Below are 25,222 nucleotides of genomic sequence, written 5' to 3' on the forward strand. Positions count from 1 at the left end.
GCAAGTCTACCTGCCAGCATGCACAATAGAATGCATGGCTCAACAATCCTCAACCTCTTCCCAGACTTCACCGAACTCCCCAATCCCCGAGGAGATGCTGGACGCGATCATCAAGACGTTCATCGTGGCCCACGTGGATGACGCGGACGAGCACCTCGCGCAGGCGCTGGTGTACAACGCAGGGCGACTGGCGTGGAGAATGCGCGAGTCCGGCCTCACTACGGAGCAAAAGACCAGCGTGTCTGACGTGGTTACTGCGGCTGATCATGCTGCGGAGAAGTTCATCAGTCAGGCCCTCACCGTGATTCGGCCTCGCGACGGCCTTCTCGGCGAAGAGGGAACCCGCAAACCTTCTGCGTCTGGACGGACCTGGGTGGTGGATCCGGTGGACGGCACGTACAACTTCTCTACTGGTTCGGACTACTGGTGCAGCGCGCTGGCTCTGGTGGAGGGCGAGCCGGAGGATCCGACCCGCGTGATCTTCGGCGCGGTGCACCGTCCGGCCATGGGCCAGACGTGGTTTGGGGGTCCAAACATTGCGACCACGGAGGATGGCAAGCCCGTGACGATCTCTGCGGTAACGCCGGAGGAAACCTGCTTGGCCACCTACCTGCACCCCACGGACCTGAAGCGCGAGGATGTCACCGCGGCGTGGACGGGCGTGACTCAGCAATTCGCTACGGTCCGCATGCTGGGCAGCGCCTCGGTGGACATGGCTGGGGTGGCTTCGGGTCGGCACGGCTGCTGGATGCAACGCAGCGTCGCCTCTTGGGATTGGCTGCCGGGCCGAGCGCTGATCGAGGGGGCCGGTGGCGCGTCTGTGCGAGTGGAGTCCGGCGGCACGCAGTGGTCCATTGCGGGTGCGAAGGACTGTGTGGAAGCGGTTCGTGCGAGCCTCACATAGGTAACATTTTTCACTGCTTTCACAGCGAAATGGGAAAATGCGCCGTTTTCCACTTCCCCTAGCCCGCGTTCGCGGGTTACACTTCGATGCATGACGGATTCCCAGTCCTCCCCCACCATCTCGCCTTATGCCGACGATCTCACGCTGGCTCTCGCCCTCGCCGATGCCGCTGACACCATCACCATGGCGAGGTTCGAAGCGACCGACCTCCAAGTGGAATCCAAGCCTGATCTCACGCCCGTCAGCGATGCCGATACCGCGGTGGAAAAAGAAATCCGGTCCATGCTCTCCACCCATCGCTCGGAGGACAGCGTTCTAGGGGAAGAATTTGGTGGCGACGTCACTCTGACCGGCCGTCAGTGGGTCATCGACCCTATCGATGGCACCAAGAACTTTGTTCGTGGCGTTCCCGTGTGGGCTACGTTGATCAGTCTGCTGGTAGACGGCAAGCCGGTTTTGGGCATGGTCAGCGCACCAGCCCTGTCCCGCCGCTGGTGGGCAGCTGAGGGCACCGGCGCATGGCGCAGCTTCGCTACTCCCGCGGTTCCCGTAGGCGGCCAGGTACCGTCTGCCGCACCTCGTCAGCTGTCAGTGTCCAAGGTGGGCAAGATCGAAGATGCTTCAGTGGCAATTAGCTCACTGTCCGGATGGGCAGACCGCGGCTTGCGCGAGCAGTTGCTCTCCCTAACTGACCGCGCGTGGCGCCTGCGCGGATACGGAGATTTCTGGTCTTACATGCTGGTAGCCGAAGGTGCAGTCGATATCGCTGCAGAGCCGGAAGTAAACCTGTGGGATTTGGCCGCACTGGCACCCATCGTCGAGGAAGCCGGCGGGCGCTTCACGGACATCACCGGCGTTGACGGACCACACGGCGGCTCAGCAATCGCAACAAACGGCCTCCTACATGAGGAGACCGTTTCTAAGCTGGCCGCTCAGTAGCCAATTGTTTGGACGCTAGTTTTACAGCTTCTGTGCAGCCCTCGCGATGGATTCCACCACGCCCTTTAGCTGCGCGTTTGCGCCTTCAGGAACCACGACCTTGCCATCGGAATCCAGGGCGGTAGCCAGATCGATTCCCACCTGGCTGCGCACGTCATGCATCTCAAAGTTGGAGACGATCTGTCGCCAGTGCTCCACCGCGCGAGCGCCCATCGTGAAGCCGTATCCCACGAAGCCTACGACCTTGCCGACCCACTCGGAACCCAGCAGGTCCACGGCATTCTTGAACGTTCCGGGGACGCTGTGGTTGTACTCGGGGGTGACGAACAGGAACGCATCGGAGGAATCAATCACCTGAGACCAACGGGCCACGCGCTCGTCGTCGTACTGCTTGTTCTGCGCCATAGGCACAACCTCCGAGGTGACCGGCGGGAGGTCAAAATCCTCGAGGTACTGGACATCCAGCTGCACATCGGTGAGCTCACTGGTGGCGAATTCTGCCTGTTCAGCGACCCATTCGCCGATCTGATGTCCAGCGCTGTTCCTGCGTACAGAACCGACGATAGCGGTGATCTTCATGCCTGTCCTTTCGTCACTCGCCACGTCCCACAGCGAGATATAGTTGATAAGTCAATTAAAAACCTTACCTGAAACGGTGGCTACTAGCCCTCCACGGAAATGTACTGAGTCTCGAGGTACTCCCCCAGCCCCTCGAATCCGCCTTCACGGCCAATACCAGAGCTTTTGACACCACCAAAGGGAGCGGCGGCGTCGGAAAGAAGACCACGATTGACCGCAACCATGCCGCACTCCATGGATTCCGCGAAGGACAAGGTCTCGGCGAGGTTCTCACCGCAGACGTAACCGGCCAAGCCAAATGGGGTGTCATTGGCCACGCGCAGTGCCTTGTCGGTGGTGCTGAAGGTCTGGATAGCGAAGACGGGACCGAAGATCTCCGTGTTGGCAATCTCCGAATCCGGAGAGACGTTCGTCAGCACTGTCGGTGGGAACCAGAAACCGTTCTGATCCAGCTCCGGGTGCGTTTCCGGGAACTTCTCCAGCGCTTCCACACCACCCAACTCAACCGTGGCGCCTTCTTGGACAGCGTTGGCGACCAGATCGCGAACCTTGTCGCGCTCCTTCTCGCTAACCATCGCGCCGACCTGTACGTCCTCTTGCGTGCCTGGGCCGATCTTCATCTCCTCGACCTTCTTGACCACGGCCGCGGTGAAATCCTTGGCCAGCGAGTCATGGACGATGAAGCGGTTGGCCGCGATGCACACCTGACCAGCGCCACGCATCTTCGCCGTCACGGCCGCGTCCACTGCCTTGTCTAGATCCGCGCTTTCTAGTGCTACGAACGGTGCGTTTCCTCCCAGTTCCAGGGACACGCGCATCGTCTTTTTCATTGCTTTCGCCGCCAACTCCTGGCCCACCTCAGTGGAGCCAGTGAATGTGAACTTACGTAGGCGATCGTCATCCAGGATGGCGGAGACATTGCTGGCAGATGAGGTGGGCAGGATCTGCACCACGCCTTCTGGAACTCCAGCCTCGCGCATGAGATTGCCCAGGTACAGGGCGGTTAGCGGAGTCATCTGCGCAGGCTTGACGATGGACACGCAGCCAGCGGCCAGCGCTGGAGCCACCTTGCGGGCGATCATCGCCAGCGGGAAGTTCCACGGGGTGATGGCGAGCACTGGGCCCACCGGCACGTGGTGCGTCACGACGCGGCTATCGCCCTTGGGAGCGGTGCGGTATTCACCGCTGATCGCCATGGCCTGCTGGGAGAACCAGCGGAAGAACTCTGCGCCGTAGGCCACCTCGCCGGTGGAATCAGGCAATGCGCGTCCGAGCTCCTTGGATTGCAGCAGCGCCAAGTCTTCGGTGTTGTCCGTGATGAGCTGGAAGATCTTGTAGAGAATCTCGCTGCGCTGCATGGGGGTGGACTTAGCCCATTCCTTTTGCGCATCTGCGGCGATATCCATCGCGCGACGGGCATCGTCTTCCGTGGCGCTCTGGATGTCCACGAACTCTGCGCCGGTGGCGGCATCCACCACGCTGAGCGTGTCCTTATTGCTTGCCGTGACGAATTCTCCGCCGAGGAAGAGACCGGTCGGTACCGTGATCTCGCGATCCGCTGCGGAAATGGTGGTGGTGAGTTGTTGATTAGTCATACGCCCCACTCTGCCACCGACTTCCCAACGTGTGCAGAATTATTTCACTAGCCTAGAGCGGAGAACATCCCTAGCCGCTTGACAACAATGCACAGGCGATCCGGGGACGAGGTCACAAAAACAGCCGACCCGTCCGTGGTGCGCCAGGAGGATAGACCGTGAACGTTCCAGTGAACTCCAGCTCAGTAACCAATACTCGAGACTGGGCTACTTTGGAAAAGCATGCCGCACAGCTCCGCGCCACCACGCTTCGTGAGCTCTTCGCTGATCAGCCGGGGCGCGCGGCGGATATGACCTACGATGTCGGCCCGCTGCGCGTCGATCTGTCCAAGAACCTCATCGACGATAACGCTCTGCGGACGCTGACTGATGTCGCCCGCGATATGGGCATCGAGGAATACCGCCAGGCACTGTTCAACGGCGAGCACGTCAATGTCACCGAGGATCGCGCTGCCTTGCACACGGCTTTACGCATCCCCGCCGAGCATGAGTTCAGCGTCGATGGGCAGGACATCGCCGCGGACGTGCACGACGTGCTGGGGCGCATGCGCGATATCGCCCGCTCCCTGCGCTCCGGCGCATGGCGCGGCATTAGCAACCACACCATCAAGAACGTGGTCAACATCGGCATCGGTGGCTCAGACCTGGGTCCATGCATGGCCGCCCGCGCACTGCGTCCGTACCTCACGGCAGGGATTATCCCGCACTTCATTTCCAACATTGACCCCAACGATGTCGCGGGCACCCTCGATGGACTCGACGCTGAATCGACGCTGTTTGTGGTGGCCTCCAAGTCCTTCACCACGTCTGAAACCCTGGCGAACGCTCACGCCGCTAAGCGTTGGTTGCTCAAGAAGCTGTCTCAGGAAGGCATCGCCACCGAGTCCGAGGAAGACATCCAGGCGATCACCGAGAAGCACTTCGTGGCTGTCTCCACCAACGAGGAGAAGGTGCGCGAGTTCGGCATCGATCCCCGCAACATGTTTGGCTTCTGGGACTGGGTTGGCGGACGTTACTCCGTGGACTCCGCCATCGGCCTATCCCTCATGGCGGCCATCGGCCCACAGGACTTCATGGAATTCTTGGAAGGCTTCCACGCGGTGGATGACCACTTCCGCACCGAGCCACTGGAAATGAACGTTCCCGTCATCATGGGTCTGCTGGGTGTTTGGTACACCAACTTCTTTGGCGCGCAATCGCACGCAGTGTTGCCATACAACCAAGATTTGCACCGCTTCCCTGCCTACTTGCAGCAGCTGACCATGGAATCCAATGGCAAGAGTGTTCGTCTCGACGGTAGCGAAGTGGATCTGAACACCGGTGAAATCTACTGGGGCGAGGCCGGCACCAACGGCCAGCACGCTTTCTTCCAGCTCCTGCACCAAGGAACGCACTTGATCCCCACGGATTTCATCGGCTTCATCAATAGCCACGATGATAAGAAGGCTGCTGATGGAGAGACCAGCATGCACGACATGCTGATGAGCAACTTCTTCGCGCAGACCCGCGTACTGGCCTTCGGCAAAACTGCCGAAGAGCTGCGCGAAGAGGGCGTGGATGAAAAGCTGATTCCGCATAAGGTCATGCCCGGCAACCGCCCATCCACCACGATCCTCGCGGAGAAGCTCCGTCCGCGTATCCTCGGCGCACTGATCGCTCTGTACGAGCACATCACGTTTGTCCAAGGCGTGGTGTGGGGCATCAACAGCTTCGACCAGTGGGGCGTAGAGCTGGGCAAGAAGCAGGCCAATGAACTGCTCGCCTCCGTGGAAGGTAAGGAAAGCAGCGATGCCGGGGATTCCTCCACAGATGCATTGATCACCTACTACCGCAGCCTGCGGGAGAAGTAGGCAGCTGGGCCGGAGGCGCTGACTGGGAGAAGGTTGGCGTCGGGAAAAAACAACAAATCCCGGTTGCTTCCAGAAACGAGGAAGCAACCGGGATTTTCCCATCACGAACCCACCAGGACCCATGAAGGAGAGAATCAAAACAGGCCAGCGTTCGGGCGGCCGCCGTCAGTCAGGGTGACATCGCGGGAATCGACGTTCTGATCATTATGCGTGGAGGTATCAGCCTCTGGGCGTCCCACCTGAGTGACCTTGATGTAGTTGACCAAACGGCCACGGTCAGTCTTGCCATCACCGAAGTTCAAGTTGGCGATGAGCTTGCCGTCGCCCTCACGGATGGGGTTAGACAGGGTGGTCTCAAAGGTACGGGTGGAGGTCGCGCGGTCAAAGCCGAGGTCGCGGGTGTACGCGCCATTGAACCAACCTGGGGTGATCAGGCGATCCACGCCCTTAGGTCCCTCAGCGGTCTTGACCTCAATACGGAAAGTGGTCAGAGGGAATTCCTGGTAGTAGGTGGTGTTGCCCACATTGGTCGCGGAGATGGACACGAGACCTGCATAGCCGGGAACCTTACCTGCTGCCACGCGGATCTCAGGCTTGAGATCGAGGACGTCCTTGCCCTGGGTTTCATTTCCCTGGGTTTCATCGGCCTGAGCTGGAGTTTCCGCGGTAGGAGCGGCGATAGCTGGAGCAGCGGTGAAGACGGTTGCGCCCAGCAGAGTTGCTGCCAAGCCGCTGCGGAACGAGATCTTGCGAAGAGTCATGATGATCTTTCCTTCTGTTGCGAGTTACTTGTTGGAATCAGCTGGGTTGTCGTACAAGCGAACCTGAACTTCGTTCTTCACTGGGTTCAGTGCAGACCAGAAGGTCGAGGTGGACCAGGTTCCGTTGGACTTGCAGTACTGCTGGGTACCGGTCATGTGGATGGTGCGGAAGCAAAATAACGTTCATTCCACCGCGAAATTTTACTCCGGTCCGTACCTCAAAGCGCCCGTCATGCTTCTTTAAACCTGTGAATGGCTCACAGAAAAACTCCAGCTCGTTCAACGCTGGAGGTACGCGGCGTTTCGGCCGCCTACCCCAGCTCCAACTCTTGGCAGTTCGGGCACCACCAGATGATCCGCTCCAGCTCGCCGCCATCAACATCCGGATCACCGCCTGCAAAGCGGCCGCCCAGCGAGGACTTCTCGATCGCCTCCCCGCACCTGCGGCACGCTTTGCTGGCCCGCCCGAAGACGTAGTTGCCCATTCCTGGCCGCTTATCGCCAGTGAATATGCGGTGGGTCTCTAAGCGGTTTTCCCACATCACGCGCCGCGACAGATCAATTGCCTTCTCCACGCCCCGGGCACCCACCTGCCCCACGGGCACAGCCGGGTGCCAGCCCAACAGGAACATGATCTCCGCACGGTACTCGTTGCCAATTCCAGCCACGTTCTTCTGATCCAGCAACGCCGCCCCGAGGCTGCGCTCCGGCCGCTGCATGATCCTGCGCACGGCCTCATCACGCCCGGATATCCCTCCCCACCTGGGATCATGCCCGGATTGGGGCCACTGGGGATCTAGGATGTCTGGCCCTAAATGTTCAATCGTGGCGTCGTAAGACGACTCAGGAAGAAGACGCACGAACCCTAACGAATGACCGACGATCTCAATGTCCTGCCCACCCGGGTGCTGCGGGCTAAAACGCAGCACGATGCGCGCAGTGAACCCTGGCCGACGCCACCGCGTACCCGCAGCGTGGATGGCCCACACGCCCTCCATTTTCAGGTGTGTGTGCACCACCGTCTCGCCGATGTGCATGAACAGGTGCTTGCCGTAGGGCCACACGCGGTGGACCGGTTGTCCGGTCAGGGACTGCGTGGCGAAGCGAGGCACGCGGATGTCCGTGTGGGTCACTGTGCGTCCGGTCATCCACTGCAGGCGGTTGGATAGCTGCAGGACGGAATCGCCCTCAGGCATGATCTCGCCTCCCCTTTCCACAGGTCAGGATCACTTGATACTCAGCCCCTTGGGAGTCAGGCGGGCACCGGCGGCCGTCCATGCTCGGGTATCGGTCTCCATCACGCCGTGGCCGTCGATGCGTTCCATCACCACCGGCGCCAGCCTTCCGGACCGCACCGCCGCCGTGAGGGCATCCACGATGTGGGAAATAATGTTCGACGCCACACTCGTCTCCTCGTCACCAAAGCTCGTAGCCTGCTTGTCCCCCAGCACGGTTAGATTGCGCGCGCCGCGGGTCAAGTGAGCCAAAGGCTTGCCGCCACGCAGAATCACCAGCGCGCCCGCGCCGCGGTGTGGCGTGTGCACTCCCTCATCCAGCTCCGGCCACGGCAACGCGGCGCCGAAGGGATTGGCTGGGTCTGCAGCGGCAAGCAACACGGAGTGGACGGGCGGGGCGGCGGCAACGGTACCGTCCTCCATGCGCCGCAGCTGCGTGATCACTCCGCGGGGCGCGAACTGCGCTCCGCCGAGTCCCTCCACCACGTAGCCGCGCAGCACCACGCCGGAATCTTCCCAGGCAGACAACGTGCGATACGCCTCCGCGAAGCCGCCCGCGGATTTCTCCGCGACGATGGATCCCCTGGTCACCACGCCATAGCGATCCAGCCAGGCCTCACCCTTGGCCACGGCACGATCGGCGGCAGTGGCCTCGCTGAGAGGCAGCGCCGCCCATCGTCCGGGCACCGAGGCATGAGCGTTTAGCGCTGCCCGGCGCGCGCGGGCCTGCTCACTCTTCGCTGCCTGCGCGAAGGAGGTGCGGCCCATGCGGAGTCGCCTTTGGGAGCCGCGACCTCGGTCTCTGCGGGGAGCACGGTGCGCGGACTTGCCTCCGGACCCCGCCTCGACAAGGCGGCGCCTAATGGCCGCGAAGGAGTCCGGGGTGAGCAGGGCGGCGTCGAACAATTCCCACATCGCCGCATCCACATCCGCGTGATCGGCCCCGGTGACCTGTGCCAACTCGCTGGCTAGGAAGGCACCACCGTGACTGACGTGCGTCAGAATCTGCTCGGCCACCAGGTTGGTCACGGCGCCCTGCTCGGCGGGATCCAGCAACACGGGAGCCAACTCCGCGGGCAGCAGTGTCACCAGCGGGTCATTGCTCCCCACCGAACCTGCGCCCACGGCCAGCACTTCGCCAGTGCTCAGCAGCTCGTCCAAATCTTCCGGACGGTAGTTCGGGATACGCGAAGGCAGCACCACCGTCTCCCACGCGCTGGCCGGAAGCGGAATGCCTGCCAGCTGCTCAATCACGCTGAGCAGATCCTCGCGCTCCGATTCACCCACGCCGTGCCAGGCCTGCAAGAACGTGGCATACGTCTGGCGGCTCACGGGTTCCAAAGCGCCACGAGCTGCGGCCAGGGTGGCCGAGCGCAACCTGCGTAGCATGCCCACGTCCAAAAACTGCGTGGGAGCCTCCTCCGCTTTCACCCCTTCTGCCAGCACAAACGTGCCGGATTCCAAGCGGCGCTGATCCACCCAACGGCGCAGCAGCATCTCCGAGGTCGCCACGCCCAAGCCGAACTCCGCGGCCGCCTCGGCTGCGGTGAACGGGCCACGATTCCTCGCCCATCGCAGGATCAGCTGGTCCATCGCATCTGGCACCTGCTTCGGATCCGCGGGCGAACCGGGAGGCACAGGCACACCTAGCCCGTCGCGCAACAGCGGCAAGTCCTCCACCACGGCCAGCTTTCGCCCGCCGCCGAAGTTCACCTCCGCGATCCGTTGCGGAATCAGCGCGCGTACATCGGCCAGCGGATCTGCCGTGCGCGCTTCCGGATCAATGGGCACCTCACGCCTGTCCACAATCTGCTCTGCAGTCAGCGGCCCCAACATGCGCAGCATGTCCACCACTTGCTCTACGTGCACTGCTCGGCGCCCCTCCGCCAGCCACTGTGCACCACTGACCACGGAGTCGATGACCTTGGGATCCAGCAGCAAGCCCTCGCCCGAGGTCCCCAGCACCTTGGCCAGAAGCGCCGGATCCACGGCCAGCGCCGCCGCCCGCTCCGCCGAGTCCCCTTCGTACATGAACGCGCTGGTGTACGTGAACAGCAAGGATTCAGCGAACGCACTGGGTGCTTCCGTGGTGACTTCGGCGACCTTGATGGCTTCCGCCCCGCCGCGCGTTTCCACCCCGCGAATCACCGCGCGTAATGAGTCCAGGTCATACACATCGTGCAGGCACTCGCGCATCGTCTCCACCATCACGGGAAACTCCGGATGGTTGCGCGCCACGTCCAATAGCTGCGCGGCCCGTTGCCGCTGTTGCCACAGCGGTTGCCGCTTGCCGGGTGTGCGCCGTGGCAGCAGCAGAGCGCGCGCGGCACACTCGCGGAATCGGCCCGCGAACAGTGCTGATGAGCCCACATTGTCCATCACATCAGCCACGATGTGATCCGCCACCTCACCGTCGTTGCGGGGTCCTTGTTGTTGTTTTTCCGACGCCAAGAGCAATTCCAACCCCGGCGGTTCCTCGGAGTACGGCAAACGTAGGACCATTCCATCATCCCCGGCCACGGCCATCGCGTCGATGCCTGTATCTCTTTGCAGCTGAGCGGATAGTGCCATGGCCCACGGGGCGTTGACTCCCCTGCCGAACGGCGTGTGCACCACCACGCGCCAGTCCCCGATCTCGTCGCGGAAGCGCTCGATGAGCAGGGTTTTCTCATCTGGGACGATGCCCGCGGTTTCGCGTTGATCAGAGTAGAAGGCATCGAGGTTACTTCTGGTGTTTGGGCAGATGAAGTCCACTCCGCGGAGGTCTTCCAACGTCTGCTTACCCCAGCTTCGCCGATGCTCGCCGATCGCTTTTCCTAGTTCGACTGGCCGGCCCTCTGCGTCGCCGGTCCAAAACGGAAGACGGCCGGTATGGCCGGCGGCGGGTGCCACGATGACCTGATCACGGGTGATCTCCAGCACCCTCCAGCTGGACGCACCTAGCGTGAACACGTCCCCGACGCGGGATTCGTAGACCATTTCCTCATCCAACTCGCCGACTCTCCGCGCGCCGGTTTCTGATCCGGCGGCAAGGAACACGCCAAACATTCCGCGGTCGGGGATGGTTCCGCCGCTGGTCACGGCGATGCGCTGGGTACCGGGCCGTGCTATAAGGGTTCCTTCTGTGGGGTCGTAGACCACGCGTGCCTTCAGGTCTGCGAAGTCAGTGGATGGGTAGTGCCCGCTGATGAGCTCCACCACGGCGTCGAAAGCCTCGCGCGGCAAAGCTGCGAAGGGGTGCGCGCGACGAACAATCCGCCACCACTGTTCCACGTCCAGTTCGGCAGAATGTGCGGATTCTTCAGCGCTGTCTTGTACCGTTGCGCTATCTAAATCCGCACTGTTCAACGGAGGCAAGGTGGCCGCCTGCACAGATGCTGCCACCGTCTGCTGGGCCAGCACATCCAACGCATTGGTCACCACGTGCAGCGGCTCCAGGTCTCCTTTGAGCAGCCGATCCACAATCACCGTGGCGGCCTCTGCATCCTGCTTGTGCAGCGGATAGATGGTCGCCGCGCTGGTAGCGCCGACGGTATGCCCAGCGCGGCCACAGCGTTGAATCGCCGCAGACACGGACGGTGGCGCGCCCACCTGGATCACGTGATCCACCAAACCCATGTCGATGCCCAGCTCCAGCGAGCTGGTGGCCACCACGCACTTGAGGTGCCCTGCCTTGAGCGCCTCTTCAATGTCTGCGCGTTCGTCCTTGGAAACTGACCCGTGGTGCGCGCGAGCGATGATGGGTTCCACCCCGCGGACAGCCGTGGATTGCGCCATGAGCTGAGCAGGATCACGCCGGGTGGGGGTGGCCAGCGCGTCTGGGTCATTCTCCTTGGCCCACTCCTCATTCAACGCGCCCGTGAGGCGTTCAGCGCTGCGGCGCGAGTTGACGAACACCAGCGTGGAGCGGTTGTTCATCACCTGCTCGTAGACCGACCGCTGCACGTGCGGCCACACACTCTTTTGCTGCGGCAGGGCGGATTCTTTGTCCACGCCGCTGGCCACGCGGGCGCCGGATCCCACTTGGGTGTTTCCACCCAGCCCCTCGCCCATCAGCGACGGGCCCACCAACGCCTCATCGATGAGCGACTCTTCCTCGGATTCCCCGAACTCCTCGTCTGCGTTTTCGTAGCGCGCTGCAGCAACGTCTTCGTATACGGGTGGATCTTGGAAATCCTCCACCACGGAGCGAACGTGCACGTCCCAGGACTTCATGATCTTCGGATTCACCACCGTTACCGGTCGGTCACCGCCGAGGAAGCTGGCCACGGTATCGATCGGATTGACCGTCGCAGAGAGCCCAATGCGTTGCACCGGCGCGCCCGTGACCATCTCCAACCGTTCCAAGCTGAGAGCCAAGTGCGTTCCCCGCTTGGTTCCCGCCACGGCGTGCACTTCGTCCACGATGACGGTCTCCACTCCACGAAGAGTCCCCGCTGCCTTGGACGTCAGCATGAGGTAGAGCGATTCCGGCGTGGTAATCAGAATCTCCGGTGGGTTGCGAAGCATCTTGGCCCGCTCGTTGGATGGGGTATCACCGCTGCGTACACCCACCCGTACCGGCGCCACCGTCTCCCCCATTGCCGAGGCAGTGCGGGCGATGCCTGCCAGCGGTGCGGCCAAGTTTCGGTCGACGTCAACCCCCAATGCCTTCAGCGGCGAAACGTACAACACACGCGTTCCGGACTGCGCTGTGTCCGTGAGCAGGGATTGTTTAGTGAGTTCAGACAGTGACCAGAGGAACGCGGCCAAGGTCTTTCCTGAGCCGGTCGGCGCTACAACCAGCGCATTGTTGCCTTCGGAAATGGCGTCCCACGCTTGGTTTTGCACCACAGTCGGTTCCGTAAACACATCCCTAAACCACGCCGATACGGGGGCATGAAATTTGTCTAGGGGTTCGCAGGGCATGTGCCTATCTAAACAGACAGCTAAAATCGGTGCTATGACGGCTGATCTCAATGATGAAACCTTGGCGCTGCGCCTTGCGCAAGGCACCGGAGAAATTCTCAAAGGAGTACGAAACGTAGGCCTCCTACGCGATTCCAACTTGGGGGCAGCCGGCGATGCGCAGGCACAGGACTGGATCGCCCGCTGCCTGGAATTGCATCGTCCAGACGATGGCATGCTCTCCGAAGAAGCCACTGATACCCCAGATCGCTTGGGCAAAAAGCGCGTGTGGATCATCGATCCCCTGGACGGAACCCGGGAGTACGCCTCGGGGCGCCAGGATTGGGCTGTACACATCGCCTTGGCCGAGGACGGCAAGATCACCCACGCCGCCGTGGGTATCCCAGACCTGGGCAAGTCCTTTCACACCGCCGAGGTCAAGGCTGTCGATGGCCCGGCAACCAACCGTTTGGTGGTCAGCCGAAACTCTCCTCCAAAGATCGGCCAGTACATCGCCGATGCGCTCGGCATGGAGTTGGTGACCATGGGCAGCTGCGGAGCCAAGGCAGTGTCCGTGATCTTGGGTGACAACGATGCCTACATCCACGCTGGTGGCCAGTACGAGTGGGACAACGCCGCGCCCGTAGGCATCGCCATAGCCGCAGGCCTGCACACCAGCCGCCTCGATGGCTCAGCGATCACCTACAACAACGAGTCTCCCTACATGCCGGATCTGCTGATATGCCGCCCCAACATCTCCCACGACATCCTCGTGGCAGCGGCAAAATTCGAAGAAGAGCACGGCGACTTCGCAGGTTAGAGCAGGCCTTGTGTGGTCCGGAGGCCCTGACTACTAGGCTGTAGGCACACTGATCACCACCGGGAATAAGTTTTAGGGAGTTAGAGGTTGACGGCGGATATCAAGGACTCAGAACCACAGGCCACGGGCGCACCCATCCCCACCCCGTACGAGGATTTGCTGCGAGAGATTTTGGAATCTGGCGCCCACCGCGGCGACCGAACGGGAACCGGCACTACCAGCCTGTTCGGCCGCCAGATCCGTTACAACCTCGCGGATTCTTTCCCTCTTCTGACCACCAAAAAGGTTCACGTGAAGTCCGTGGTGGGCGAGCTGCTGTGGTTCCTCCGCGGCGATTCCAACGTCAAGTGGCTGCAGGATAACGGGATCCGCATTTGGAACGAATGGGCGGATCAGGACGGCGAACTCGGCCCGGTCTACGGCGTGCAGTGGCGCTCCTGGCCCACCCCCGATGGTCGGCACATCGACCAAATTTCCCAGTCTTTGGACATGCTGCGCAATAATCCTGATTCCCGGCGCAACATCGTCTCTGCCTGGAACGTCGGCGAGATCTCCAACATGGCTCTGCCACCGTGCCACCTGCTGTTCCAGTTTTACGTGGCCGATGGCAAGCTCAGCTGCCAGCTCTACCAGCGCAGCGCGGACATGTTCCTAGGCGTGCCATTCAACATCGCCAGTTACTCGCTGCTCACGCACATGTTTGCGCAGCAGGCAGGTCTGGAAGTGGGCGAATTCATTTGGACCGGCGGCGATTGCCACATCTACGACAACCACCAGGAGCAAGTTCGCCTGCAGCTCAGCCGCGAGGCACGCCCGTACCCACAGCTGGAATTAAACAAGGCCGCAGATCTGTTCGGCTATGACTTCTCCGACGTGAACTTCGTTGGGTACGACCCACATCCTGTAATCAAGGGAAAGGTGGCCGTCTAATGGCCGACGCACAACCAGCCAAGGACTACCCGAACCTCACCCTCGCGGAGCTGCACGAACGGCTCGATGAGGGCGTGGAAGTGGCGATGATCTGGGCGCAGACCACCGACCTCGTAATCGGCGATGGCGACGATATGCCGTGGTATCTGCCGGAGGATCTGCAGCACTTTAAGCAGTCCACCGAGGGCTACGCCGTGGTGATGGGGCGGACGTCTTGGGAGGCGCTGGGCGATGCCTACCGTCCGCTGCCCAAGCGGGAAAACTTCGTGGTGACCAGCAACGCGGACTATGACGCACCGGGCGGCCACGTGTACACCTCGCTGTCTACAGCTATCGGTGCTGCGGCCGATTGGATGGAAGAGCACTCCGCGGATGAGCTGAGCAATACCGTGTGGATCCTCGGCGGCGGAACTGTGTACCAGCAGTGCATGGACGTGGCGGATCGCATTGTCATCACGGAGATCGAGATGCACGCCCCGGAGCGGTTCCAGGTCAAGGCACCAAGCATCCCCGGGGATATTTTCGAGTCCACCGCAACCGAGTGGAATGCCTCTGCCAAAGGTCACGCCGTAGACGATGACCAGCCGTTGCGCTATCGCATCGTGGAGTGGACGCGGAAGAAGTAGTGCGCGCTACCCCGTACAAACCCGAGCGCTACAGTGGCCCGTCCGGCAGGTCCTCGCTACTGAAGTGGCCATGCCGCGAGCAGGTTGCAGTCCATCCCATCGGGTGAACTTGGACCTGCATTCTCCGGCCACAGTGGGCGCAAAACCGCGGTGGTTCCAACCCTGCCAGCGCGCCCCGAGAGGCTTTTACCGCTCCCCTGCTGTCTTGCCCGTCCTCGCTGAGCGCCTTGCCGGAGTAGACATCGAAACGGGCGGGCCCACTGGCCTCGCTGTGCTCACATCGAGGCATTGAGTGCCTTGATGGGCAGTTGCAGTTTGCCGAGCATGTCGATATCTCGTTCGGCAGGCCGCCCCAGCGTGGTCAAGTAGTTGCCGACAATGATCGCGTTGATGCCACCAAGCATCCCGCGCTCCGCCCCGAAGTCTCCCATCGTCAGTTCCCTGCCTCCCGCAAAGCGCAGGATGGTGCGTGGCAGAGCCAGGCGAAATGCAGCGATCGTTTGCAGCGCTTGTTTTGCCTCCATCGGTTCGATGTCCGCAAACGGTGTGCCAGGGCGCGGATCGAAGAAGTTCAGCGGTACCTCGGTGGGGTTGAGCTCCTGCAGGTCCATCGCGAATTCCGCGCGCTGCGCCAGGCTTTCTCCCATGCCCACGATTCCGCCACAGCAGACCTCCATGCCAGCTGCGGCCACCTGCTGCAGCGTGGCGATGCGCTCCTCCCACGTGTGGGTAGTCACTACCTCGGGGAAGTAGCTGCGTGCGGTTTCCAGGTTGTGGTTGTAGCGGTGGATCCCGGCCGCCTTGAGCCGGTCGGTTTGCTGTTGGGTCAGGATTCCGACCGACGCTGCCACGTGAATATCCACCTCTGCACGAATAGCCTCCACAGCTGCCTCGATCTGCTGCATCAGGTTTTCATCCGGGCCTTTGACCGCAGCGACGATACAGAACTCCGTGGCACCCGTCTTGGCCGTCTGTTTGGCGGCTTCCACTAAGTAGGCGATGTCCAGCGTCACGGCGCGGACAGGGGATTCAAAGAGTCCGGATTGGGCACAGAAGTGACAGTCTTCCGGGCACCCGCCGGTCTGCAGGCTAATAATCCCTTCCACTTCCACGGCATCTCCGCACCACTTCAACCGCACTTTGTGGGCGAGCTCGAGGAGGTCGTCTAGGTGGTCTTCGTCTAAGGACAGCGCGGAGAGGGTCTCGTGGAAGTTGAGCCCCTCTCCGCGACCGAGGACTTTATCTTGAGCGATCTGCAGCAGGCGATCTGCGGGGATGAGGTAGGAGGAAGAAGGAGTCACGCGGGGATCTTTCGTCTATTGAATGGTGTTCAATTCCACTTTAGTGCCCATAATTGAACGCAGTACAATTTCGCAAGAATCGCCTCGGGTGAGTACGAATCCACACCCCCGATAGCCCGCGAGCTTGGCGTCGATAACAAAAAGAACATGAACGCATACATAAAGAGTGGGAAAATTCTCAGCCTGCTCCCACGATCTTCACAACGCATCACCCCTCCCCTCTAGACTGCAAAAAATTCATAACTGCAGCTCAAGGCCGCAAACGCCACCGCAGCTCACCCCTGCCAACCGCGAGCAATTAATTCACTTTAGAAAATAAAATGGTTTTGCTCTGTAGGTTGAATCGCAATCACAGCTTGCCTGTGACGATCTTCACGGGAAACCGTCCACACACGGACGCCCGCAGTTTCAACAGAACACCAACAAAGAGAAAGGGAGAGACCGTTGAGCCAGCCTTTACATTCAGTGCAGCGGCACACCCCCACTCCTGAAGAATTCAAGGCGGCGCAACGCAGCCCCGAGTTCCAGGAACTACGGTCCAAGCAGCGCGGCATGACATTCCCGCTGGCGATCGCCGGCGTGGTCTGGTTTGTCATCTACATCTTCACGGCCATGTACACCCCAGGCTTTTTCGGCATCAAGCTCTTCGGCAACATCAACCTCGGCATTGCCTTTGGCTTCCTGCAGTTCGTCACCACGTTCGCCATCACCTGGATCTACGTGAAGTTCGCAGACAAGGAACTCGAACCCCGCTCACGCGCCCTGCGCGAAAAGCTCGAGGGCCTGCCCCCAGCCACGAACGACCAGCCGACCGACCCCACGGCGCGGGCATAAAGGAGTAACTCGTGAATCTGCATTACCTCGCCGCTGAATCAACGGGCGGCAACCCTATCCTCAACATCTCGGTGTTCGTGGCATTCATCGTGGTCACCATGACCATCGTGACCCGCGTGAGCCGCAAGCCGCAGAAGTCCGCATCGGAGTTCTACACCGGCGGTGCGTCCTTCTCCGGTACACAAAACGGCCTGGCCATCGCGGGCGACTACCTCTCCGCTGCGTCCTTCCTGGGCATCGTGGGCGCCATCGCTCTGACCGGCTACGACGGCTTCCTCTACTCCATCGGCTTCTTCGTTGCCTGGCTGATCGCCTTGCTGTTGGTCGCCGAACCACTGCGTAACACCGGAAAATTCACCATGGCGGATGTGCTGTCTTTCCGACTTAAGCAGCGCCCCGTGCGTGTGGCGGCAGCATTCGCCACCCTTTTCGTGTCCCTGTTCTACCTGGTGGCACAGATGGCCGGTGCCGGCTCGTTGGTCTCCGTGCTGCTGGACATTCACGAGAAGTCGGGCCAGGCTATCGTCGTGGCCATCGTGGGCATCATCATGATCGCCTACGTGCTGATCGGCGGCATGAAGGGCACCACCTACGTGCAGATGATCAAGGCCGTGCTGCTCATCGGCGGCGTGATCATCATGACGATCATCATCTTCGTAGCAGTGAAGGGTAACTTCTCCCAGTTGCTCACCGAGGCCGTGCAGGCCCACGGTGGCAATGAGGCCATCCTCGAACCAGGCATGAAGTACGCCGAGTCCGACACCTCAAAGCTGGACTTCATCGCGCTGGGTCTTTCCTTGGCCCTCGGCGTTGCCGGTCTGCCACACGTACTGATGCGCTTCTACACGGTGCCTACCGCTAAGGAAGCTCGTAAGTCCGTGACCTGGGCCATCGTGCTCATCGGTGGCTTCTACCTCCTGACCCTGTTCCTGGGCTACGCAGCTGCTGCGTGGGTGGGCCCAGAGACCATCAAGAACGCTCCAGGTGGCGCTAACGCTGCGGCGCCGCTGCTCGCGTTGGAGCTGGCAGGACCCATCTTCATGGCGCTGATTTCTGCGGTCGCCTTCGCCACCGTGCTGGCGGTGGTGGCAGGCCTAGCTATTACGGCTTCTGCTTCCGTGGCGCACGATTTCTATAACTCCGTGCTGCGCAACGGCGAGGCTACAGAAGAAGAGCAGGTGCGCGTTTCTCGCATCACCGTGGTCATCATCGGCCTGGTCGCAATCGTCCTGGGCATTGGCGCGATGGGGCAGAACGTGGCCTTCCTGGTGTCCCTGGCATTCTGTATCGCGGCCTCCGCGAACGTGCCGACCATCCTGTACTCCCTGTACTGGAAGCGCTTCAACACCACGGGCGCCGTATGTTCCCTGTGGGTCGGCCTGCTCTCCGCTCTGATCCTCATCCTCCTATCCCCCGCTGTTTCCGGTGCCGAGACCTCCATGCTGCCGAACGCGGACTTCGCGATCTTCCCGCTGTCCAACCCGGGCTTGATTACCATTCCGCTGGGCTTCTTGGCTGGCATCGTGGGCACCTACATCGGCAAGCCGGACAACTTCGATGATCTCCAGGCGGAGATGGAAGTTCGCTCCCTGACTGGTGTGGGCGTGGAAGCTGCCGTGGACCACTAGTTCGTTTCCCAACTAGGATCTCCTTGGTGGGGCCTGGTTGCAGGCTAACAGTTTTTTGTTCGACGCCACCGTGCGGGCCGATTTTCAAACGCCCCGCACGGTTTCTCGTATGGAAGGGCTACTGATGGCGATTTGGAAACTTTCGGTAACGCCACTACCTTGCAGCGAGATGTACAAAGTGTACCAAAAGCCGGAGACTTAACGTAAGGTAAGTTTCGGTTAAGAAATGACTCATTGAGTTTGATTGATTTTCGCAGGTGTGCACCGTCTACCCACCTGCGGTTTTCAGTAAGAGCAACCCTTAGACGACGGAAACGGTAGTCAATCATGAAGCGCAAGATCTCCCACCTGGCCATCGCCGCCATCGCGGCTATCGCTCCCCTGGCTGTCGCTGCTCCTGCAGCCACGGCTGCTCCTGGCGGAACAACAGTGTTTGTCGGAGATTCCATCCCCTCCAACCCCACGCCGTTGAGCTACCTTGCAGGCAAGACGGGCTCTCCGCTTCCCGGCACGCACGTGAACGCCAACGGATGCGGTTCCGATGGACAGATGCCAAGCGCTTATGGCCAGGCTGCAGGCAAACAAACATTCGATTACACGTGTGCCGGCGCTTCCGTCCGCTCTGGTGGCGAGTTGGTCACCACTCAGCTCAATCACGCTGCGGCAGCTGGCAAGCTGAATGCTTCCACCAGTGAGGTTGTGATCATGGCTGGTGCCAATGACACCTACCCGCACATCCTCAACAAGGTGCCTCTAAACCAGATCGAGACCGATCTCACTAACGGCTTTGCCAAAACCATCAACCATGCGCACCGTCTGGCTCCTAACGCGCGTGTGAAGTTGGTTGGCTACAGCCAGATCTCCGCACCTAATGGCGATGTGTGTGTTATCAACTTGGGCGATAACACCATGCCCCTGGGCGCTATCCCGGCTGTGCGCGATTCCGAGAACATCCTGCAGCGTGCGGGCATCAATGCTGCAAACCGCGCGGGCGCGACCTTCGTGGATTCCAAGGCAATCAGCCAGGGCCACGATATCTGCGCTCCTGCGAACCAGCGCTGGATCATGGGCGCGGTGGACACCAGCCCTCAGCCTCACAATCTGATTGTGCACATGACCAACGCTGGTCTGCGCGCCCTAGCTACCAACGCGGCTCAGAAGTAAGCGTTCTGGCCTTCTTCCTCCGCTAGTGCCCCTGCGAAATAAATTGCAGGGGCACTTTGCGTTTGGAGGACTTTCCGTTGGAGCATCTCCGTTGAAGGTTTCCGTTTGGGGCACTCTTCGTTTGGGGCTAAAACTCCGTCATCTCTGGGCGCGCTAATACATAGCCGACCAAAAGGTAAAGTGTCTCACATGAAACGTGTCTCCGCTTCTATCGTGTCCATCGCCACCGCAGCCGCTCTCACTATCGGCGCAGTAACTCCCGCAGCGTCCGCGGCTACCAGTTCTACAGCCCCGGTAACCACCACTTACGCTGCGGATGAAGTCAACATCAACAGCTCCAACTTCAACCCCTTCATGCTGACGGGGCCGTTGTCTTGGGTCGTCGCACCGTTCTTCTTGGTGGCATTCCTCGCTGTTAATGCCATCTCCCTCATCCCCGGATCCAGCGTCTGCAGCATGCTCAACACACAAGCCTGCGTCTAGCTAACCGCCTCATCTGCACAATGATCCCCCGGAAGTGCCACACCCTGTTTCCCGACCTGCAGGTTTCCAAACTCGGTGGCACTTCCGGGGGATCGTTGAGCATCACGCGATCATTCGCGCACAACTCCGGCTCTGACGGGTAGTTGTTTTCTGGTGAACCCCGCCACCTAGTAGACTGCTGGAAGTGCTTTTCATCGCTTGTTCGATGTTCTGCACTTTTGCCCTAGTAGCTCAGTGGATAGAGCACCGCTCTCCTAAAGCGGGTGTCGCAGGTTCGATTCCTGCCTGGGGCACATCTACTCTTTGTTGGCGCTTACCTAGCCAGATTATCCACCTGGCCAGCTCCACCGGCTAGCGCCAGTTCGATGCGATCCATCCGAACAGTGCCGCTCCACCGATGACAGAGAGAATTGCTCCGGCCCACACGAGGAAGCTCTCACGGGAGCTTCCAAATACGCCGGGCTGCTGTTCATCCACACCACAATCTGCGTCCGTGGAGGAAGCGGCGCGCAGCGACGTGCCATTGGCACCTGCGTCATCTGCCCAGAGGAAGCGAGTGGTGCACTCGTCGCTGAAGGACGCATAGCCCTCATTGGCGAAGTTTTCCATGGCCGCTGGACGCGCCTGGATCCCCGTAACTGGTGCCCACTCAGTCCCCTTCTCCAACACGATCGAGGCTCCCTCACATGCTTCGTCGCACATCACGCGCAACTGGGAACCGCTGTAATCCAGTGCCATCACGCCGGTAAATGGCGACTGGTAGCTCTGCACCAGTTGTGGCTGATCTCCGGAAAGGTCAACGAACAAAACCTCGCCCGTTCCTTCTACGCCTCCTGCGAAACCGCCTGGAACAGCCTCGATGGCCTCTAGGCCAGCGTTGGCACCCAGGTTCTCCGGCAAGAATTCAGCCAAGTTCCACTCGGAGGTTGCGGACAGCGTCTCGCTAGTCTCCGTGGGGTAATCGAAACGCAACACCGAGGGGTGGGAAACGGACTTGTCCGCATTGTTGCGCTCGGTGGAGACGTACAGGCCGTCTCCGGTCGCCGTGATTCCTTCGGTATCAGGCAAGCCGGATCCGTCGGCGTACTTCAAGTCCCACGAACCGGCCAGGGTGTACTCGCCGTCCTTGTAGTCCAAGACGAACAAACGACTCTCGCCGTTGTTCACGATCCATGCGCGTCCGTTGTCATCAAAGTCGACGCCAGACATGTCCTCTACCTGGAACTCTTCCCCCAAGTCCAGGTTCTGAATCTCTTGCGGATCGAACGGCCACGGCTCGGTGGCAATATCCTCAGAGTCTCCTGCGCCTGCGTTCTTTTGATCGCGCGTTGGCTCACCCGTGACCGCGAATTCACCGGTCATGTCCGGAACACGGCCCCAGGTGGTTGCTGCGTGACCGTCCCACGTGGTTTCGTCGACCAGTTCCCCAGCCTGATTGAACAAGCTCACCGAGTCATTGCCGCCGAGCCCAAAGCCATTGTCGATATCGGTGTACAGGCTGTAGTAGCCACCGGACTCGATGGTTGTGCCTTCTGGGAAAACGATGCGCTCGTGGTCAGGATCGTTATCCACGATGCTCCAACCACTGATATCCAAAGTTTCGTTAGGGTTGGTGTTTGCCAGTTCGACCCAGTCACCAACAGAATCGCCGTTGGATTCCACCTCGTTGATCACAACCTGGTTACCGGCAGGAATTGCATCCTGAGCCTGAGCAGGCACAGCGAAAGCGGTAACGGCGACAGCTGCCGTCAGTGCAGCAGTGAAGGTACGACGAGACATGGGCTTCCCATTCCTAAGTTTTCCTGAAAACGACCTTCTCAAGCTATCCAGGCTCAGTTAACCCTCATTAGCCACAAGGTGAATTCAGAAAGAACCCACCACACTCGCGCCCTGCCCTCCTTATCCTGTCGCAGTCCTGCCCTCCCCCGGGAAGCAGGACCGAAACGTTTATTCGCCCGTGTGCCCCTTCAGCATGGAGGCAAAGTCCAGCCCTCCGGACTGCACGCGTGTACCCGCGTCCCGCTTCAACGCACCGCCGCGATATTCCGCAGGCCCCAAACCAGCCACTTCGCCTTCGGTGCGCACGATGTATCCCGCCAGCTCGGACGCTGCCCGCTCCACGCGCGGAACCATGCCTTGGCCGCCGTCTCCGCCGCCAAGGTCCTCGGTCGCAGCGAACACGCCGGTCGGCATCACGGTGGCGCGCAGATAAGTGAATAGCGGGCGCATCGCGAAATCAAGCACCAACTGATGGCGCGCGGTGCCAGCGGTGGCCGCGATGAGCACGGGCATGCCATTGAGCGAGTCGGGCGAAAGGGCGTCGATAAACATCTTGAACAAACCCGAATAGCTGGCCGAGAACACGGGGGTCACCGCGACCAACGCATCGGCGGCCGAAATCTTTTCCTGCGCCGCCTGCAAGTGTGCGCTCGGCACGTGCGAGGTCATGAAATTGGCCAAGTCCTGGGCGTATTCGCGAATCTCTACGAACTCCACTTCCAGGCCTTCCCCACGCTTGCCGACCTGAGAGCGCACCGCGGCGGAAATCTGATCCGCCAGCAGACGTGTGGTGGACGGGTTAGACAGTCCGGCCGTGAGAACCACTAGATTCTTCATCGTTGCGTCACTCCTCGAAAACAGAGTCGTTGGTCTGCTCGGCCTGCTCTGGGATGCGAGCAGGTTGCACCAGGTGGTGCGGGCTATCCGGACCAGCGGCCACCAGAGAGGCATGGGTTGGCGGATCGCTTGGCACATGCGATGGGCGGCGCAGATCCATCTCCTTGCGCATGATGGGGACGATCTCCTTGCCCAGGATCTCCACCTGCTCCAGCACCACATCAAGTGGCAGGCCCGCGTGGTCCAGCAGGAACAGCTGACGCTGGTAGTCGCCCACTCGATCGGCATAGCCCACGTAGCGCTCGGCGATCTGCTCTGGCGTGCCCACAGTCAGCGGAGTCATTTCGCTGAACTCCTCCAAGGACGGGCCGTGGCCATACACGGGGGCATTGTCGAAGAACGGACGGAAGTACTTCTTGGCCTCGGCCTCGGAATTCGCGGCAAAGAACTGCCCGCCGAGTCCCACGATCGCCTGGTCACCGGAGCCGTGGCCGTAGTGCTCGAAGCGCTGGCGGTAGAGGTTGACCATCTGTTCGGTGTGCTCGACGTTCCAGAAGATGTGGTTATGGAAGAATCCGTCGCCATAAAACGCTGCCTGTTCCGCAACCTCCGGGGAGCGAATCGATCCATGCCATACGAAGGGCGGGGTTCCGTCCAACGGACGCGGAGCAGAGGTGAACTGGTGTAGCGGAGTGCGGAACTCGCCTTGCCAATTCACGGATTCTTCGCGCCATAAACGACGCAGCAGATGGTAATTCTCGACGGCTAGCGGGATCCCTTTGCGGATATCCTTGCCGAACCACGGGTAGACCGCGCCGGTATTTCCGCGGCCCATCATGAGGTCAACGCGCCCTCCGGAAAGGTGCTGTGCGTAGGCGTAATCCTCGGCGATACGCACGGGGTCAGTGGTGGTAATAAGCGTGGTCGCAGTGGAAAACTGCAGCTTTTCCGTCTGCGCCACTAAATGTGCCATGAGGATCGGCGGGTTAGCGGGGGCCACAAAGGGCGGGTTGTGGTGCTGGCCCGTTGCGAATACGTCGAGGCCGACTTCCTCGGCTTTCTTGGCGATTTCTACTGTGGCCATGATTCGTTCGTGTTCCGAAGGAGTTTCTCCGGTCACGGGGTTGGTGGTTACGTCTCCGATTGTAAAGATTCCGAACTGCATGACTTCATTATGCACCCAAATAGGTGACACATCAACTACCTGGGGCGGTTACCCTATAAGGCATGCATGAACACCATGATCACACCCACCATCAGGCTGTCACTCCCACGGTAGAAAACTCCGCAGCGTTCCTTTTGCCGCACCTCACGAGCTCGATGGAGATTCTCGACGTCGGATGTGGCGCCGGAAACATCACGCTCGGCCTCGCGCGCCACATCGAATCCCTCGGCGGCAAGGCCATCCAAGTCCAAGGAATGGACGTCTCCGAAGAGGCCCTCAACACGGCCCGCTCTCATGCTGCGGATGCAGGGCTCGCCGTCAATTTCATCACCGGCAGCGCGGAATCGCTGCCCATGCCGGACAATTCCGTGGACGTCGCCTACGCCTCCCAATCCCTGCATCACATGGACGACCCCATCGCCGCCCTCAGAGAACTCGCCCGCGTCGTGCGTCCCGGTGGCCTCATCGCCGCCCGAGAGCTCGATTTCGGCACCCAAACCTGGTACCCGCCATCCCCCGGAATGTCCCGCTGGCGTGCTGTGTTCACGGTAATCGCCGAGCTGGACGGCCTGCACACCACTTCCGGCAGGCAATTGTTGTCCTGGTTCCATCGTGCTTCTTTGTCCGACGCCAACTTTTCCTCGTCCACCTGGTCCTATGCCTCCACCGAGGACCGCCGGGGCATGGCGGACGTGTGGATCGACCGGATGTCCGGCGAGGAATACGCACGCAAGGCCGCCGAGGCGCTAGGCGACGTCCGCGAGGACGGAACTCCCGGCGATTTGGCACGGGAGGCCATCAAGCAGGGGCAGGACGGATGGAACGAGTGGGCATCCACGCCCGGCGCGATCTTCGTCATGCCGCACTTCGAGGTCATCGCGCGCGTGAGCCAGTAGGACGCTGGT

At 60.9% G+C, this 25,222-nt stretch carries 21 protein-coding genes and 1 tRNA gene; 12 read left to right on the forward strand and 10 right to left on the reverse strand.

The genetic code is table 11. The features are described 5' to 3' along the window. Positions 1–34 precede the first annotated feature (34 nt). The gene (locus IM764_RS01840) at positions 35–904 is read left to right on the forward strand and encodes an inositol monophosphatase family protein (RefSeq protein ID WP_228073201.1); all 870 of its coding nucleotides are present in this window, start codon (positions 35–37) and stop codon (positions 902–904) included. 117 nt (positions 905–1,021) lie between these two features. After that, on the forward strand, positions 1,022–1,843 hold the full coding sequence (gene hisN, locus IM764_RS01845; RefSeq protein ID WP_194186727.1) for a histidinol-phosphatase: 822 nt from the start codon (positions 1,022–1,024) through the stop codon (positions 1,841–1,843). A 21-nt stretch (positions 1,844–1,864) separates the two neighbouring features. Here hisN and IM764_RS01850 read toward each other — a convergent pair whose 3' ends face one another. Both IM764_RS01850 and IM764_RS01855 read right to left on the reverse strand, forming a co-directional pair. Then, a complete protein-coding gene (locus IM764_RS01850; RefSeq protein ID WP_099299116.1) occupies positions 1,865–2,422 on the reverse strand; it encodes an NADPH-dependent FMN reductase in 558 nt (185 codons plus the stop codon). 83 nt (positions 2,423–2,505) lie between these two features. After that, on the reverse strand, positions 2,506–4,017 hold the full coding sequence (locus IM764_RS01855) for an NAD-dependent succinate-semialdehyde dehydrogenase (RefSeq protein WP_099299115.1): 1,512 nt from the start codon (positions 4,015–4,017) through the stop codon (positions 2,506–2,508). Between the two features lie 158 nt (positions 4,018–4,175). On the opposite strand from IM764_RS01855, the gene pgi reads away from it, so the two are divergent. Next, positions 4,176–5,867: a glucose-6-phosphate isomerase gene (gene pgi, locus IM764_RS01860; protein ID WP_370551507.1), complete on the forward strand. Its 1,692-nt coding sequence runs from the start codon at positions 4,176–4,178 to the stop codon at positions 5,865–5,867. Between the two features lie 134 nt (positions 5,868–6,001). Here the strand turns inward: pgi and IM764_RS01865 are convergent, their stop codons facing one another. The 4 genes from IM764_RS01865 to IM764_RS01875 form a co-directional block, all read right to left on the reverse strand. Continuing rightward, positions 6,002–6,628 carry a hypothetical protein gene (locus tag IM764_RS01865; RefSeq protein ID WP_194186666.1) on the reverse strand — a complete coding sequence of 209 codons (627 nt, stop codon included), beginning with the start codon at positions 6,626–6,628 and terminating at the stop codon, positions 6,002–6,004. 24 nt (positions 6,629–6,652) lie between these two features. Further along, positions 6,653–6,784: a hypothetical protein gene (locus IM764_RS10440; RefSeq protein WP_255510423.1), complete on the reverse strand. Its 132-nt coding sequence runs from the start codon at positions 6,782–6,784 to the stop codon at positions 6,653–6,655. A gap of 155 nt (positions 6,785–6,939) precedes the next feature. Further along, entirely contained in the window at positions 6,940–7,824 is an 885-nt protein-coding gene (locus tag IM764_RS01870) for an Fpg/Nei family DNA glycosylase (protein ID WP_194186667.1), read from the reverse strand. A gap of 30 nt (positions 7,825–7,854) precedes the next feature. Next, the gene (locus tag IM764_RS01875; protein ID WP_194186668.1) at positions 7,855–12,771 is read right to left on the reverse strand and encodes a DEAD/DEAH box helicase; all 4,917 of its coding nucleotides are present in this window, start codon (positions 12,769–12,771) and stop codon (positions 7,855–7,857) included. A 34-nt stretch (positions 12,772–12,805) separates the two neighbouring features. On the opposite strand from IM764_RS01875, the gene IM764_RS01880 reads away from it, so the two are divergent. The 3 genes from IM764_RS01880 (at position 12,806) to IM764_RS01890 (ending at position 15,126) form a co-directional block, all read left to right on the forward strand. Continuing rightward, positions 12,806–13,570 (forward strand): 3'(2'),5'-bisphosphate nucleotidase CysQ, encoded by a 765-nt coding sequence (locus IM764_RS01880; protein WP_194186669.1) that lies wholly within the window; start codon positions 12,806–12,808, stop codon positions 13,568–13,570. Positions 13,571–13,705: 135 nt separating this feature from the next. After that, a complete protein-coding gene (locus tag IM764_RS01885) occupies positions 13,706–14,500 on the forward strand; it encodes a thymidylate synthase (RefSeq protein WP_194186729.1) in 795 nt (264 codons plus the stop codon). Continuing rightward, complete coding sequence (locus IM764_RS01890) at positions 14,500–15,126, forward strand: dihydrofolate reductase (protein WP_194186670.1); 627 nt, start codon at positions 14,500–14,502, stop codon at positions 15,124–15,126. Before IM764_RS01885 ends, IM764_RS01890 begins: the two co-directional genes overlap by 1 nt. Positions 15,127–15,401: 275 nt before the next feature. Here IM764_RS01890 and bioB read toward each other — a convergent pair whose 3' ends face one another. Continuing rightward, complete coding sequence (gene bioB, locus IM764_RS01895; RefSeq protein ID WP_288801490.1) at positions 15,402–16,427, reverse strand: biotin synthase BioB; 1,026 nt, start codon at positions 16,425–16,427, stop codon at positions 15,402–15,404. Positions 16,428–16,871: 444 nt separating this feature from the next. Between bioB and IM764_RS01900 the strand changes: the two genes are divergently transcribed. The 5 genes from IM764_RS01900 (at position 16,872) to IM764_RS01920 (ending at position 20,829) form a co-directional block, all read left to right on the forward strand. Then, positions 16,872–17,261, forward strand: coding sequence for a DUF485 domain-containing protein (locus tag IM764_RS01900; protein ID WP_194186671.1), 390 nt, complete (start codon positions 16,872–16,874; stop codon positions 17,259–17,261). An 11-nt stretch (positions 17,262–17,272) separates the two neighbouring features. Further along, positions 17,273–18,889: a cation acetate symporter gene (locus IM764_RS01905; protein ID WP_194186672.1), complete on the forward strand. Its 1,617-nt coding sequence runs from the start codon at positions 17,273–17,275 to the stop codon at positions 18,887–18,889. A gap of 327 nt (positions 18,890–19,216) precedes the next feature. Then, the gene (locus tag IM764_RS01910) at positions 19,217–20,053 is read left to right on the forward strand and encodes a GDSL-type esterase/lipase family protein (protein WP_194186673.1); all 837 of its coding nucleotides are present in this window, start codon (positions 19,217–19,219) and stop codon (positions 20,051–20,053) included. A gap of 189 nt (positions 20,054–20,242) precedes the next feature. Further along, positions 20,243–20,536 carry a hypothetical protein gene (locus tag IM764_RS01915; protein ID WP_099299106.1) on the forward strand — a complete coding sequence of 98 codons (294 nt, stop codon included), beginning with the start codon at positions 20,243–20,245 and terminating at the stop codon, positions 20,534–20,536. Positions 20,537–20,756: 220 nt separating this feature from the next. Continuing rightward, positions 20,757–20,829, forward strand: a tRNA-Arg gene (locus tag IM764_RS01920). A 58-nt stretch (positions 20,830–20,887) separates the two neighbouring features. Here IM764_RS01920 and IM764_RS01925 read toward each other — a convergent pair. The 3 genes from IM764_RS01925 to IM764_RS01935 all read right to left on the reverse strand — a co-directional run bounded on the left by IM764_RS01925 (position 20,888) and on the right by IM764_RS01935 (position 24,317). After that, positions 20,888–22,315, reverse strand: coding sequence for a lamin tail domain-containing protein (locus tag IM764_RS01925; protein ID WP_099299105.1), 1,428 nt, complete (start codon positions 22,313–22,315; stop codon positions 20,888–20,890). A 168-nt stretch (positions 22,316–22,483) separates the two neighbouring features. Next, positions 22,484–23,152 carry a CE1759 family FMN reductase gene (locus tag IM764_RS01930; protein ID WP_099299104.1) on the reverse strand — a complete coding sequence of 223 codons (669 nt, stop codon included), beginning with the start codon at positions 23,150–23,152 and terminating at the stop codon, positions 22,484–22,486. Positions 23,153–23,159: 7 nt separating this feature from the next. Further along, complete coding sequence (locus IM764_RS01935; RefSeq protein WP_099299103.1) at positions 23,160–24,317, reverse strand: CE1758 family FMN-dependent luciferase-like monooxygenase; 1,158 nt, start codon at positions 24,315–24,317, stop codon at positions 23,160–23,162. A 62-nt stretch (positions 24,318–24,379) separates the two neighbouring features. Between IM764_RS01935 and IM764_RS01940 the strand changes: the two genes are divergently transcribed. Continuing rightward, the gene (locus IM764_RS01940; RefSeq protein WP_194186674.1) at positions 24,380–25,213 is read left to right on the forward strand and encodes a class I SAM-dependent methyltransferase; all 834 of its coding nucleotides are present in this window, start codon (positions 24,380–24,382) and stop codon (positions 25,211–25,213) included. The last annotated feature ends 9 nt before the right edge of the window (positions 25,214–25,222 follow it).

Origin of the sequence: Corynebacterium sp. ED61 (genome assembly GCF_015233855.1) — a bacterium.
In the GTDB taxonomy this organism is placed as follows: domain Bacteria; phylum Actinomycetota; class Actinomycetes; order Mycobacteriales; family Mycobacteriaceae; genus Corynebacterium; species Corynebacterium dentalis.

Coding starts and splice junctions, on each gene's coding strand:
- IM764_RS01840 (WP_228073201.1), top strand. CDS start 35: ATGGCTCAACAATCCTCAACCTCTTCCCAGACTTCACCGAACTCCCCA.
- IM764_RS01850 (WP_099299116.1), bottom strand. CDS start 2,422: ATGAAGATCACCGCTATCGTCGGTTCTGTACGCAGGAACAGCGCTGGA.
- IM764_RS01855 (WP_099299115.1), bottom strand. CDS start 4,017: ATGACTAATCAACAACTCACCACCACCATTTCCGCAGCGGATCGCGAG.
- IM764_RS01865 (WP_194186666.1), bottom strand. CDS start 6,628: ATGACTCTTCGCAAGATCTCGTTCCGCAGCGGCTTGGCAGCAACTCTG.
- IM764_RS10440 (WP_255510423.1), bottom strand. CDS start 6,784: ATGACCGGTACCCAGCAGTACTGCAAGTCCAACGGAACCTGGTCCACC.
- IM764_RS01870 (WP_194186667.1), bottom strand. CDS start 7,824: ATGCCTGAGGGCGATTCCGTCCTGCAGCTATCCAACCGCCTGCAGTGG.
- IM764_RS01875 (WP_194186668.1), bottom strand. CDS start 12,771: ATGCCCTGCGAACCCCTAGACAAATTTCATGCCCCCGTATCGGCGTGG.
- IM764_RS01880 (WP_194186669.1), top strand. CDS start 12,806: ATGACGGCTGATCTCAATGATGAAACCTTGGCGCTGCGCCTTGCGCAA.
- IM764_RS01890 (WP_194186670.1), top strand. CDS start 14,500: ATGGCCGACGCACAACCAGCCAAGGACTACCCGAACCTCACCCTCGCG.
- IM764_RS01910 (WP_194186673.1), top strand. CDS start 19,217: ATGAAGCGCAAGATCTCCCACCTGGCCATCGCCGCCATCGCGGCTATC.
- IM764_RS01915 (WP_099299106.1), top strand. CDS start 20,243: ATGAAACGTGTCTCCGCTTCTATCGTGTCCATCGCCACCGCAGCCGCT.
- IM764_RS01925 (WP_099299105.1), bottom strand. CDS start 22,315: ATGTCTCGTCGTACCTTCACTGCTGCACTGACGGCAGCTGTCGCCGTT.
- IM764_RS01930 (WP_099299104.1), bottom strand. CDS start 23,152: ATGAAGAATCTAGTGGTTCTCACGGCCGGACTGTCTAACCCGTCCACC.
- IM764_RS01935 (WP_099299103.1), bottom strand. CDS start 24,317: ATGCAGTTCGGAATCTTTACAATCGGAGACGTAACCACCAACCCCGTG.
- IM764_RS01940 (WP_194186674.1), top strand. CDS start 24,380: ATGCATGAACACCATGATCACACCCACCATCAGGCTGTCACTCCCACG.